The sequence below is a fragment of the Shewanella sp. MR-4 genome (genome assembly GCF_000014685.1).
GTDB lineage: Bacteria > Pseudomonadota > Gammaproteobacteria > Enterobacterales > Shewanellaceae > Shewanella.
The window spans coordinates 1066671-1079777 of the sequence record NC_008321.1 but is presented as its reverse complement, the minus strand read 5'-3'; the positions used below and the strand labels follow the sequence as shown (position 1 = coordinate 1079777).

Genomic DNA, 13107 nt, shown 5'->3' with positions numbered 1-13107 from the left:
ACCCCGTCTTCACGCCAATTAAGACTAATCTATGCTGTATTTATTTCCCCTGCTCGCCGTCGTGATTTGGGCAGGCAACGCCATTGTTAACAAACTCTCCTTTGGGATTATCGCCCCCGAAGCGATAGCCTTTTATCGCTGGTTTTTTGCCATGCTAGTGTTAACGCCTTTTATGCTAAAACCCGTCTGGCACAAGCGTAAAACGATTGCACCATTACTGCCCAAACTCGCTACCTTAGCCGCCTTAGGCATGGTATTAAACCAAAGCCTTGCCTACTTTGCCGCGGCAACCACAACCGCTACCAATATGGCCTTAATCAACTCGCTGGTGCCTATGATGAGCCTGTTTTTGGCCGTGCCTTTACTCAAACAAAAACTGACCCCCTTGGTCTTTGGTGGCACTGTGATTTCGCTCTTGGGCTTAGTGTTTATGTTAAGCCACGGGGATATGGCCAATCTTGCCATAGGCGTAACCCAAGGGGATTTACTGTTACTCATCAGCGCCTTTGTGTACGCGCTTTACGGGGTATTGCTCAAACGCTGGCAATTACCGATATCGACGTGGGAGTCAGTGTATATTCAAGGGCTTATTGCGGTGTTGATGTTAACTCCACTGCTGTTTAGCGCGCCCAGTGTCGCCATTAGCAGCCAAGCCGCACCGTTAATACTCTATGCCGCTCTGGGCGCTTCACTCATTGCACCTTGGGCCTGGATTAATGGCATCAGCAAGTTGGGTGCTGAGCAAACCAGCATTTTCTTCAATTTGATGCCGATCCTCGCGGCTATCTTAGCCGCGTTCATTCTGAATGAAACCTTAGCCGTTTATCACTACTTAGGCGGCGCTCTGGTCATCTTTGGGGTGATGTTAGTGCAGGTAAAACCTAAGCTGAAACCCACAGCCCCCATCGCCTGCACCGAATAAATCTCTCTCCTCAACGCCCCAAAATCTTGGGGCGTTTTCTTTAATGTTGCCAATAACGGACTTCTTGCTGACTGCTGCAAACACCCAAATAGCGACTAAGCTATTTAATAAGTCGTTTTGTCAGAGAGTTATGGAGAGTCCCATGTTTAATAGCATTAGAGTAAAGTTTTCGCTGATGTTTGCCATTATGGCGACAGCCTTGATTGTGATGGCCGTAACCGATGCGATGCAAAGCCGCACCACCCTCAAGCAAATGCAGGAGTTTAGCCAATTATTTAATCCTGCTATTTCGGCCATTCTCAACGCGGATCGGGACCTCTATCAGGCTCAACTGAGTGAAGAAGTACTCCTTCGACCCGATCTCAGCAGCGACAATCGCAAGAGTGAGATAGACAACTGGCAGGAAAACGTCGACCAAGCGCGTGATCGCATGGGGGAGTTTAAAAATTACCTGCAAGAGCATTTAGAAGTCATACAATCCACCAGTGGTTTTGAGGCGCAGTTTTCGCTCTGGTATCAAGCTTCATCGGAAGTCATCAACGCGGTAAAAAATAATAACTTTGAACTGGCAAGACAACTCCATGAAAACAAATCTAAAAAAGAGTTTAAGGCCCTAAGAAATATCTACAACGCCGCGGGAGAAGCTGCCGATAACCGCGTGAAAGAATTGGATTTACAGGCCTCAGAGCAGGCCACTACCCAAACCCAAATCTCAGTCACCATAGCCACCCTTGTCGCTATCGTAGCCCTAGTGATCGCCTACTTTGGTCCTAAAATTATTGTTAATGCCATCCAAGATATTACTGACAGGATCAAGGATATTGTCGATGGCGACGGAAACTTAACCCAGCGTATCCCCATCACCCGCCAAGATGAAATTGGTGAGCTGGCCAATGCCTTTAACTTGTTCGTTGCCCAACTGCAGCAAATGGTTATCGCGATTATCAGCCAGACCAAAGATGTCAGCCAAACCGTTGAAAACCTCGCGACAAAATCAACCACCACCATAGGCATCAGTTACGAGCAGGAACAGTTTGTCGATACCATAGTCACGGCGGTGAATGAGATGAGCGCCGCGGTGCGAGAGGTGGCCAGCAACGCCCTGCATACCGCCACCGAAATTACTAAAGTCAACGACCAAACCATTGAGGGTAAAAATATCCTCACTCAATCGGTTAACCATATTCAGCAACTGTCAGAGTCGGTGAAACAAGCCGTAGCGGTTATCGAAAAACTCTCAGTGAATTCCGCCAATATCGCCTCCGTATTGGATGTTATCCGCTCGATTGCAGAGCAAACTAACCTACTCGCCCTCAACGCCGCCATTGAGGCGGCCCGTGCGGGTGAGCAAGGACGGGGCTTTGCGGTGGTTGCCGATGAGGTGCGGACACTGGCGAGCCGCACCGAAACCTCGACCCAAGATATTCAGCGTATGATTGAAGAGTTACAACGGGGCGTGAATGATGCGGTTAAGAGCATTGAATCGGGCGCCAGCCTCACGAACTCGACCGTGACCCTCGCCAGTCAGACACAGGATGCTTTAGATGAGATCCTGAACTCCACCTCTAAGGTCAGTGAGATGTCGACACAAACCGCCACGGCCACCGAAGAGCAAACCCATGTAACCGAAGAAATCAATCGTAACTTGACCGAGTTGTCTGACAAGACCCGCTACTGCAATACCGTTATCCAAGAGACTCAGCAAATCGTCGTCAACACTCAAACCATTTGCAGCAATCTGCAAAAAGAAGTGTCACGCTTTAAAGTCGCTTAAGGAGAGTAACGCGCCCAGATGTCCCTAACTTAGCGTTACTCAAAGACAGATAAAAAAGACTCTTTTTTATCTGTTAGAGGATACGTTGTCGCGTTAAGGTTTGCTGCCGTATTTGCCGGCCGTGCCAGTAATGCCAGCCAAAGCCGCCACAGAGTAATAGCCCTAAAAAGGTGTGTAATAAACTCGCGGCCAACTGCGCCGATTCTGAGCTTAAGTAATACAAGCCAACGCCCGTTAACGCTAATGCCAACAGACTGAGTGATATCACTAATCCACTCTTATGGTTAAGTTTTTTACGCCAGCCTGCACGGATATGGCTATGCCACAGTGCGCCGAGCAACATGAGCATCAGCCAGCCTAGCAGCACATGCATCACAACTGCGGGTAAGCGCAGATCCCCACTCAGGCCAAAATCCACATCCCACTGCAACTTAAACTCCATCACCCAAGGCAGCATAAATACGCCCGTAAGGCCTGTTACTGTGATGGCAAGGATGATCAACCAGAAAAACCAATTGGGATAACCACTTAATTTTTTCATTTTTATTTATATCGTCAAAAATACTCAAGAGTGATGAAAGCGTTATCGACAAATCTTAGGGTGCGAAGTTGACTAAATCGCCACCCAACTGCTGAATTTTTGCGGCGGCAGTGGCATCGTCAAGGTAACCCGCTACCTTGGTTAACGCATCGGCGCGCCAGGCAAACGGTGCGCGCACACTCACAACCCTTTCTTGGTCGCTGGCACACTGTTGCTCGTCTAAATTGCCCGTTGGTAACAATAATGCGGGGTAATCATGGCTTAAATGCTGGGAAACCCGCGAGCTGGCAAGGGCGGTATTACTGACGTTGATCTTTTGACTCAATCCGTTCGGACCACGGCACAGCACATTTAATGAAGCGCTACCAAACACTTTTAAATCGCCACCCGCATTCACCCAGCCACCGCACACGCCAGCCCGTCGCAATTCAGTGACCGCCATATCGACCGCATAACCTTTAGCTATGCCATCTAAGGTCAAAATCAGTGGGCGAGCCAATCTGGCTTTATCCGCTTGGATTTCAATATCTCGCCAATCTCCCTGCAACAGCAGCGGCATCCCGAGATAAGCAGGTAAGGCGCCGCGGGACATCATCTCGCCACCCACTGTGCAGTTGAAAAGGTTGTCACTGGCCCGGCCAAACCACTTGGCAAGCTTCAACACCCTCAGGCTATCAGAACTTAAGGATATCCACTGCCCCGGCTGGCGATTCAGTAGATTAAGCTCACTATCCTGCTGGTGAAAACTGAGTAAGCGACCAATATGGGCCACACGCGAAAAAGCCGCTGTTATAGCGGCTTGAAGGGCTGACTCATCCAGTGAAGGATGAGCATTGTGCTCGACAACGGACTCAGCGGCAATTTCGACTAAGGTGCCGAGTAAGGGTTTGGCTCTACGTATCACTATGCGACTGACTGCGACAAAAAGAGTTGATGGATAACAAGTAACCGTTTTACGCCATCGAGTAAATTACGGCAACTTAATGTGGCACCGCTAATATTGCTGACATCTTCATCGAGTTTAAAGGGATCTTTGAGGGTTTTACCGTGGAACTGATCGCGCCAACTCGCTTCACGCACTTGGCCGCCGTGGGTTTCACGATAACTGAGCACCTCTAACCCAAGCACTTCGCCCTGCGGACTAATGCCGATAGCGTAGGTAATATACTCATGTTTACCGACAACATCATCCACCACAAACCAACCGAGAAACTGACCGTCCTTTTCAACTTTCCAGATAGGTTGCTGATCTTGGCGTTGGCGAACGCCCGATAAATCTTTGATCTGATCTTTCGCATCGGAGCTCAGTAAGGTTGGACGCTCACTAAATACCGCTGCCTTATCAAAAATCAACGCCTGCGCTTGGGCCACGGTTAAATAATCCGCAGAAAATGCAGGGGCGGCCACGACGACCATTGGCATAAACCACAAGCTATTCAGATATGTATGCGCCATTTAAATACCTAGTGTTAAAGCAAAAGCTTGATTCACCGCAGGCAGAGCCACGCTGCTCTGCCTATGAGTAAAATACAAATTAGAAGTTAAATGCCACTTTTAATCTGACTTCTTGTTCTGTTTTTTCAATCAGATGCAGACTGGTGTCCTTTTGACCTTCGTACTGCTCACCGCCACCACTTAACTGGGGCAACCAAGTGAGAGTCGCCCACCAATCGGCGCTACCGTAATGCAATGAAGGGCCGGCGAAGAATGACCAACGCTCTTGACCAATCTCAGTCTCAAATTCGGTTTCGAATAACACTTCGGCACTGATAAACCAGTTAGGCGCGAAACGGTAGCTCAGGCCAGTGCCCATTTTCAGCTCCAGTTCCATCTCAGGGTCGGTTGACCAGTCAAAGTCTTCAGGCAAATTGGCAATTGGCGCACGGTCGGCATAGGTCGATTCCATGCCAAGGTTGCCAACCCAAATTAACTCACCTTCGAGCATGTACTTTTGAGTCTGTAAGCCTAAATCGAGTGACAGGGTGTCTTTGTCTTGACCAGAGTGCACATCAATCCAGTCATAGTCTAAAGAGGCGGTCATAGACAGACCAATATCATCCTTGGCAGGGCTTAAAAACATGTAGCTTAAGCCGACTTCAGCGCCAGAGGTGGCAAAACCAATGTTTTTCTCTTTCGGCAGGTAACCATCGATGATTAAGCCGCTAGTATCTAAAGACATAAACTTAGCCGAACCCGATACCGCAAACTTATCGGTCACACCGTATTCCAGCTCAGTTTCGTAATTAATGCCACGGTAAGTGCCTTGGCCTTTGTCGTTACGCAACGTCACTTTTTGATAGAGTTCAATGGCTTCTTTAGGCATAGCCTCAGCGCCTTTGACATAACCAAATAAATCTTCACCCGCAGTGGCAGTGTGGCAGATACCGAGTGTTAGCACAGAGGCAGCGACGACACTCAGGCGATGACGAGAAGATGTGCGCATTTAAACAAAGCTCCAAAGAGTTATTAACATAATTTGGAGGCGATTCTAGTAGAGCAACAAAAACAACGCAAATCATTATCATTAGTGTTTTATCAGATAAAGTACCAAATAATAAGGATATTTCATTTAAAACATGATGTTACAAATTAATATTCAATTAATATTTTTTTGCTATGCAATTCAATCTGCTCAGGTCATCGCGCATTTCTGCTCAATGACTATACTCACCACAGCCTTGAATCGGCTCACAGCCAACCTACTCACACAAATACAATGTTCACTCATTGCGTAGGGACAACAAAATAGCGCTAATTAACCAGCTGATAAATAAGGTCTAAACTGAGTAAAAACCACGATTTAAACCTCTTTTTAACGAACAGATCACAACGGAAGTAAAAACATCTAGACGTCTAGATTGACAGTAAAATGGCAATCCAATATGCTTGGCACCAAGTTGCTAGGATATGATGCCAAAGCGGCATAGATTTTAAGCGAGTTCGACTGCCAAGGATCACGCGGACAACCCGCCGAGTAAAAGAGAAATTACATTGAGTCAATCAGCCCAAACCACTGCACCGAGTAGCCCGGCATCTTTTATTGCCCTGTTACCCTTATTCGTTTTTCTAAGTCTGTTTATTGGCGCAGGCGTCTATTTCCAAAGTCAAGGTGTGGACTTTGCCTTCTATCAATTACCGAGTGTGATTGCCATTCTGCCAGCCATTATTCTGGCCTTGGTATTATCAAAACAAAAACTCAATCAAGCGATTGATACCTTTATCGGCGGTATTGGCCACAGCAATATTATTGCTATGTGTTTGATTTACTTGTTGGCTGGCGGTTTTGCTGCGGTAGCGAAAGCCACAGGCGGTGTCGATGCGACTGTCGCCTTAGGTTTATCACTTATTCCTTCAAACCTATTACTGCCTGGCTTTTTTGTGATTGCCGCCTTTATTGCCACCGCAATGGGTACCTCAATGGGCACTATTGCCGCAGTGGCACCTATCGCCTTAGGCGTTGCCGATCAGGCACAAATTGATTATGCCTTGATGGCGGGCGCTGTGATGTCTGGCGCACTGTTTGGCGATAACCTCTCGATTATTTCGGATACCACTATTGCTGCCACTCGTACTCAAGGCTGTGATATGAAAGATAAATTCCGTGAGAACCTGATTTTTGCTATCCCGGCTTCACTACTGACCTTTATCGCCTTTGTGATTGCAGGCCAAGGCCAAGCCGATCTAGCCGCTCAAGAAATTGACTTTATTAAGGTAATTCCTTACCTGACGATTCTGGTATTGGCGGTCGCAGGGTTAAACGTGTTTGTCGTCTTGACCTTAGGCATTCTGCTGGCGGGCACGGCGGGATTCCTGACCATGGACTATGGCGTTATCCAATTTGGTAAGGATATCTACGCGGGCTTTAGCAATATGCAGGAAATCTTCATCCTGTCGATGCTAGTCGGTGGTTTAGCCGCGCTGATGCAGCAACAAGGTGGTCTAGCCTTTGTAAGCAAGCAGATTGAAAAGCTCATCACCCGTTTCTCAAAAGCTCAAGGTGAAGCCTCATGCCGCGCGGCCGAATTAGGCATGGCAGGGATTGTGGCCGTCACCAACAGCTGCGTTGCTAACAACACAGTGTCTATCGTTGTGACCGGTGATATTGCTAAAGATCTGGCAGAAAAACACGGTGTTAGCCCTAAGCGCGCGGCCAGTGTACTCGATATTTTTGCCTGTATTATTCAAGGGTTAATTCCCTATGGCGCCCAAGCACTGCTGATTGCTTCAACCTTTAGCATCACACCGCTGGCGGCCGTCTCCCACGCTTGGTACTGCATGATCCTAGCAGCTGTCGCGATTGCGATTGTGATTTTCCGTAAGCGCCACTAATCTTATTCGACTGTCGATAACACAAAGGGAGCCATTCGCTCCCTTTGTTTTTATCTGCCTAAGGTTCAAATTAGCTCAAGGACTTGCCATCAGTTTCGGATTAAGGCAAGTTACAGCGGGTTATTTGCGCGGTATTAACCTTAATTTACGCCATAGCCATTCACCCCAAAATGCATCCATAAAAATATGAATCCGCAGCATGAACCCAGCTTTTACGACTTACATCGCCTGATCACTTGGTTGATTGTGGGCGCGGCGCTGCTAAGTGCCACAGGGGTTATCATCGCGCTCTACGCCGAATATCAAGTCGTCGGCACTGCAGCCCTGTTTATGCGTGCCGATTTTCTTGGTGACTATATCAACTCGCCCCTCGCCTATGTGTTTAACCTCGGATTATTAGCCGCAGGGATTTGTATGTTGATCTCTATGGCTGGGCTCTACTTACTTAAGCTCGACAGCTTTAGCCAATATATTGCGCTCACCGGCGCCTGGGTTGGCACCTCGGTGATTTTGATGGGTATTTTTCCGATTAACTTTTTAACCATGCACAGACTGGTTTCCACTAGCTATCTGTTAAGCACGCTAACCCTGCATGCCTTGGTGATTATTGCGGGAATCGTGCCTAAACTAATCTGCCCAAAGCCGTTGTTTTATTTGAGCTTATTAAGCTTTATCAGTGCCATTAGCCTCAGCTTACAACTGGACTGGAGCCAACTGGATTTCCCGCCCTGCGAGACAGGCAATCACTTCTGTTTTGTTGCCGCCAATATGTGGCTGCAAACGAACCTCAATATTATTTGGTGCTTAAGCCTCGCATTTGCCATGCGCCGTTTATCCAAAATCCTGTATCATCGCGCCCAAGTCCATCACCCGTTTTAGCTAAGTCATTTATGCGTCTCGCCAAATACCTTGCCCAATGCGGCATTAGTTCACGCCGTGAAGCCTGCCGCTTGATTGAGGCTGGACGCATCAGCCTCAATGGCAAGATAGCCAAGCATACCGATGCCGTGCATGTCGATGCTGACGGCCTATGCCTCGATAGCCTCTGCTTAGATGAAAAGCCCATATCGGGCGTCGAAGCGCTTTCCTATTGGCTCTTCAATAAAGCCGTGGGCACAGATTGCCGTTTGTTAGACGCCGATAAATCCAGTTTGCTACATTTACTGCCGGCCACGCCAAGACTCTACCCAGTGGGCAGATTAGATAAGGATTCCCGTGGCTTATTGCTGCTCACCAACGATGGCGAACTCACCCATAAACTGATGCACCCTAGTTTTGCCCACAGTAAAACTTACCATGTGCAACTCGATAGCCCCTTCAACGATGCCTTTATCGAGCAAATGGCCTGCGGCGTGCAATATAAAGAGGTGCGCAATAAAGAGGTGCGCACACTCCCCTGCCAAGTCACGCGGTTAAGTGATGTGAGTTTTGAAATTGTGCTTACCCAAGGGTTAAATCGCCAAATTCGGCGCATGTCCAACGCCTTAGGTTATAAGGTGATTGACTTACAACGCGTCGCGTTAATGACATTAACGCTAGGCTCCTTAGCCGAAGGCGAAATGCGCCCACTCAGCCCAGAGGAAGTTACAGCGCTTAAAGCCGCTGTGGCAATTTAGTGGTAGACAAATGGCGAATGCCCTCAAGCTGCTAACCTCGATTTGAGGCAAATGCCTGCGCGAACAATATCTTCCAATGAACACCAATGAAGATAAAAACGCCTGAGTCATCTCAGGCGTTTTAGATGGAACGAAGATAGCCTTTCAAGCTGATGCGTTGAGCTACTTTTTATCGGAACGAAGCACTAACTCCACTCTGCGATTCAACTTTTGTCCAGCGTCATTAGTGTTACTGGCCACAGGGCTGTACTCCCCGTTTCCGTGGGCGGTTAATTGGGCCGACGGAATTTTAAACCCGTCACTCAACTGCTTAATCACTGCTGCGGCGCGGCGCTCCGACAGGCTTTGATTGTAACTCCGCTCGCCCTTGTCATCAGTATGTCCGACTACATAAAAACTCAGCGTCGGATTCTGCTTAAGATAACTTGCGAGGACCTCGAGTACTGGCTTGGACTCAGGTAACATACGCTCACTGTCATAATCAAATAGCAATCCCTCTAATGTTGCCTTGCCTGTTTGGCTAATCGCATCGGTCAGGGCATCGAGGTTAATCGCCACACGATCATCCTTCAGAGTAGAAAGCTCCATTACCCTAAGCGTAGTATCGGCAGGTGTGCCATCGAAATATCCTTGGGAATAGATATCGAAGTAAACATCTCCCTTGGCGTGGCTCAGCTTAAACAGCTGATACTCCTGCCATTCGTCCTCTTTATCGTCCTTGATTAATTTGATGGCATTGATCAGGTTATCATCGTCGCCGCAGGCCGTGCCTTTACAGTGGAACACCCGCTCAGCCTGCAGTTTTTGTGCTGCTGCGGCATAATTGCTGTTGATTTCAAACAACGAATAGCTTTCAGGCATCTGATAACTTATTTGGGTAAGCTTGGCATCCAGCGATTTGGTTTGATAATCGGCGCCCGAGATCCCCACCAATACAGGCACTTGGATAAAGTTAGTTTGTTTGTAACTGGTAATATAACTGCCGGGCATGCGCCCCAATAAAGGATGATCGGTCGCGCCTTGAGCATCGTCACTACGCCTATCTTTAATCTCAATTTGCTTCGGCGCCTGCTGTAAAAAGTCACTATTGGCTTGGATCAAATCCAGCGGCTCAGGAATAGCATCGAGGATATCGACCTGCAGATAGGTATATCTATCCTCGCGATTGACGACATAGATACTGGCGTAAACCTCACCGCGAGAACCTTTCAGTTTTGCCGCCACGTAAGCACTGTGATAGTCAGCATTCACGCTCTTAAGCGGCTTTAGCTGAGTTTGCATCGCTTGACCATCACCGCAGCTGGCGGCCTGACAGCTAAATAGCACTTCAGCATTCAGTTTTTTTAGCTGTGCCAAATAGTTATTGATCACATGTTCAGGACTATACCCCGCTGGCAACTCAACGCTTTGTCGAGTCAATTTGCCCGATACAGGCAACAGAGTGAACTTGTCACCATTCACTGCGGTGATAAGTTCAAAGGGCGTAAAGTGGATGCGCTTTTCTTCAGGCGATTTGGCGTCAGGAAAGGGAGTAAACAGCGATTCAGCATTCACCGCAAAAGTAGCGACACCGTAGGTCGCAGTCAAAAGTACAGCACTTAATAACGTCTTATGTCCCATAAAAAATCCTTTTCTGTGGGGGGAATCTCGCTCTCGCGAAGCAATTAAATAGATAAAAAAGTGACGGGATAATACGATAAAATTTTTTACCTAGGTATTAAACGACATAAAAGTAATACTTTTTATTGAAAAGGAAATACGGGAAATACTGAGATATCCTGTTTTAAATAGGGTGGTAATAACCTCAATCTATACTTGATTCAGCATTGAACAAGGAGGTTTATATGCCGCCAACAGTCACAGTTCATCCTACTAAAAGCTATTGCCCCAAAACTTGTTTCACATGACTGAACTAGCACTGCTTGGTACTGGTTTGTTGACCTAAATTTAGTAATGCTAGAAAGTGTCTACAACATCAGTAGTGATTCACTGGTCTGACGGGCTTAACGCTCAGCGTATGAATAAAATTTGAAATCATGGATAGAACGATGAGCAAAAATCAGAAAACTGCATTTTGGTCGATTTTTATAGCATTCTGTGTTGTTGCAACTGCAACCATATATTCGCAGGGAGCATTTGAAAATCTACAGTTTGGTGGTGCTTTAATATTAACCATATTGTATTTGATCTGTGGGTTCTTTATTCATTTGTATATAAAGAAGAACCCCACCGAAGTAGAAAAATGGTTTCAAAAGTAATGTCATTACATCATTGTGCTATTTTTGCCCCAAAGTGTATTTCGCAGTTCAAAAGGGGAATTGGACAAGTAAAGCTCTGCCTATAGAAAAGTTGATGGTTCGACTTAGAAGTTATGCATCCCTTCTTTTTTGTAGCTTCAATGCTTAATCAAAATCAAAGTCGCGGGGCTTCACCCCACACCCGACCAAGGAGGACTGCTCGTCCTATCCTCCTTGGATGCTCAAAGACGCCCCTAACGGAGTTGAAAGCCCCTTGTGCTCATTGACAAATTTGCTATCGCTTCCGAAGGATGCGTCCCTGCACCTGCGGAAGCTAGCTCGCCATCAGTGGCGAGACTCACGCAATTTGTCTATTCGCCCCGCGGCAACTCCGAGGGGAGGTGTATTCCTTGGCGTTTTGAGCCGTTAGATAGCAATTTTTCAGCAAAAAATAAGCGTGAAAGAACGAAAAAGGCAAAGTGATATCAAGTAATTACCCATCAAACTGTATAAAAACCGCTACCGCAAAAAAGCAAATTCCTATAGCATCATTGATACCAATTGACATGGCTGTGGCAGCAGCCAAGTCCAACAAGCGATTTATGCCCTGCAAACAGCACATAAATACTAAGAAGTTAGAGAGCTAGTATGAAATGCCGAACCCATTTAGATCATGAAGCAATAGGACTGTGTAAACATTGCCATCGTTTTATTTGTGAAGAATGCCTATTGGACACTGGCTGGGGAATTGTTTGTTCCAAAGCATGTGCTGACGAACTTGAGGTTAGTAGAAAAATAGTAGCTGATAGCGAAGCGGCATTCGCCGAAAACAAAACGGCAACGCAAATTTATAGGGATGCATTAATAGCTAATAAAAAATTTCACTCCAGTATGCTTGGAACATGGTTGATATTTTTTGCTGCTTCGGTTGTAAAGTCTACATCGTATGGAGACTCGGATTACGCAATTACATTTGGGGTCATCTTCTTTGTGTTAATTTTATTCTCAGTACTAAAAATTCAAATTAATGTAAAAGCAATTCAGAAGCTCTCTAACAAGTCAATTCAGCCGACCGCTGACGCGTCGGCTGAATAAGCGTTAAGCACCATGAGCAACTATCGAGATAAATTCGAATATCCTGAGAGTCCAGCCACCCCTGAAGACGTTGAACTTCTTGAAAAGTGGTTAGGAAATAATCTCCCGAGCGAGTACAAGATATTCTTGCTCGAAACGAATGGTGCCGAAACACCGATAGGTGTGCAGGAACCAGATGATTCTATTGTGCTTTGGAGCGCAAGAGAGGTATCTGAATTAACAGAAGCTTACTGCTATGAGCAATATCTACCGGGTCTAATTGCTATTGGCTCAGATGGAGGTGGAGAATCAATAGTGTTCGATACCACACATAGTAAGAGCTCAGAGGAGTGGCCCCTATATAGAGTGCCTTTCGCTGACTTAACAAAAGAAGCTATGGTGCTATTGGCTGTTAGTTTCAAAGATTGGGTTACAAATGGCTATACACTCAAGTTCTAGAATGTTTAACAAGTCAAAGCACGCGAATTTGGCAAAGCAGCCACCTTTTTGGTACCAAAATAACCGCCATCTTCACCAAACTGGTGTTTGAGGCGTTACCCCATAGATATTTTTACCCGAAATTCACCTGATACAGCTGACGTCCTGACACTCTT

General features: G+C 46.7%; 13 protein-coding genes. 8 read left to right on the top strand and 5 right to left on the bottom strand.

The genetic code is table 11. The features are described from left to right. Positions 1-31: 31 nt before the first annotated feature. Both SHEWMR4_RS04800 and SHEWMR4_RS04795 read left to right on the top strand, forming a co-directional pair. A complete protein-coding gene (locus tag SHEWMR4_RS04800) occupies positions 32-922 on the top strand; it encodes a DMT family transporter (protein ID WP_011621719.1) in 891 nt (296 codons plus the stop codon). A gap of 142 nt (positions 923-1064) precedes the next feature. Next, a complete protein-coding gene (locus SHEWMR4_RS04795) occupies positions 1065-2696 on the top strand; it encodes a methyl-accepting chemotaxis protein (RefSeq protein ID WP_011621718.1) in 1632 nt (543 codons plus the stop codon). Between the two features lie 73 nt (positions 2697-2769). On the opposite strand, the gene SHEWMR4_RS04790 is transcribed toward SHEWMR4_RS04795, so the two are convergent. The 4 genes from SHEWMR4_RS04790 to SHEWMR4_RS04775 form a co-directional block, all read right to left on the bottom strand. Further along, complete coding sequence (locus tag SHEWMR4_RS04790; RefSeq protein WP_011621717.1) at positions 2770-3237, bottom strand: hypothetical protein; 468 nt, start codon at positions 3235-3237, stop codon at positions 2770-2772. A 55-nt stretch (positions 3238-3292) separates the two neighbouring features. Then, the gene (locus tag SHEWMR4_RS04785) at positions 3293-4141 is read right to left on the bottom strand and encodes an FAD:protein FMN transferase (protein ID WP_011621716.1); all 849 of its coding nucleotides are present in this window, start codon (positions 4139-4141) and stop codon (positions 3293-3295) included. Continuing rightward, positions 4141-4692, bottom strand: coding sequence for an FMN-binding protein (locus SHEWMR4_RS04780; protein WP_011621715.1), 552 nt, complete (start codon positions 4690-4692; stop codon positions 4141-4143). The genes SHEWMR4_RS04785 and SHEWMR4_RS04780 overlap by 1 nt, the downstream gene beginning before the upstream one ends. 79 nt (positions 4693-4771) lie before the next feature. Next, positions 4772-5680 (bottom strand): DUF6662 family protein, encoded by a 909-nt coding sequence (locus SHEWMR4_RS04775; RefSeq protein WP_011621714.1) that lies wholly within the window; start codon positions 5678-5680, stop codon positions 4772-4774. A gap of 548 nt (positions 5681-6228) precedes the next feature. Here SHEWMR4_RS04775 and SHEWMR4_RS04770 point away from each other — a divergent pair. From SHEWMR4_RS04770 to SHEWMR4_RS04760, 3 genes are all read left to right on the top strand, one after another. Continuing rightward, positions 6229-7566: a Na+/H+ antiporter NhaC family protein gene (locus SHEWMR4_RS04770; protein ID WP_011621713.1), complete on the top strand. Its 1338-nt coding sequence runs from the start codon at positions 6229-6231 to the stop codon at positions 7564-7566. A gap of 186 nt (positions 7567-7752) precedes the next feature. Next, on the top strand, positions 7753-8445 hold the full coding sequence (locus tag SHEWMR4_RS04765; protein ID WP_011621712.1) for a hypothetical protein: 693 nt from the start codon (positions 7753-7755) through the stop codon (positions 8443-8445). Positions 8446-8456: 11 nt separating this feature from the next. Then, positions 8457-9182 (top strand): 23S rRNA pseudouridine(2604) synthase RluF, encoded by a 726-nt coding sequence (locus SHEWMR4_RS04760; RefSeq protein WP_011621711.1) that lies wholly within the window; start codon positions 8457-8459, stop codon positions 9180-9182. Between the two features lie 162 nt (positions 9183-9344). Here SHEWMR4_RS04760 and SHEWMR4_RS04755 read toward each other — a convergent pair whose 3' ends face one another. Continuing rightward, entirely contained in the window at positions 9345-10802 is a 1458-nt protein-coding gene (locus SHEWMR4_RS04755; protein ID WP_011621710.1) for an OmpA family protein, read from the bottom strand. A 428-nt stretch (positions 10803-11230) separates the two neighbouring features. Between SHEWMR4_RS04755 and SHEWMR4_RS04750 the strand changes: the two genes are divergently transcribed. The 3 genes from SHEWMR4_RS04750 (at position 11231) to SHEWMR4_RS04740 (ending at position 12952) form a co-directional block, all read left to right on the top strand. Next, the gene (locus tag SHEWMR4_RS04750; protein WP_041408708.1) at positions 11231-11440 is read left to right on the top strand and encodes a hypothetical protein; all 210 of its coding nucleotides are present in this window, start codon (positions 11231-11233) and stop codon (positions 11438-11440) included. Between the two features lie 627 nt (positions 11441-12067). Beyond that, complete coding sequence (locus SHEWMR4_RS21050; protein ID WP_041408706.1) at positions 12068-12514, top strand: hypothetical protein; 447 nt, start codon at positions 12068-12070, stop codon at positions 12512-12514. A gap of 12 nt (positions 12515-12526) precedes the next feature. Next, positions 12527-12952, top strand: coding sequence for an SMI1/KNR4 family protein (locus SHEWMR4_RS04740; RefSeq protein ID WP_011621709.1), 426 nt, complete (start codon positions 12527-12529; stop codon positions 12950-12952). Positions 12953-13107 lie beyond the last annotated feature (155 nt).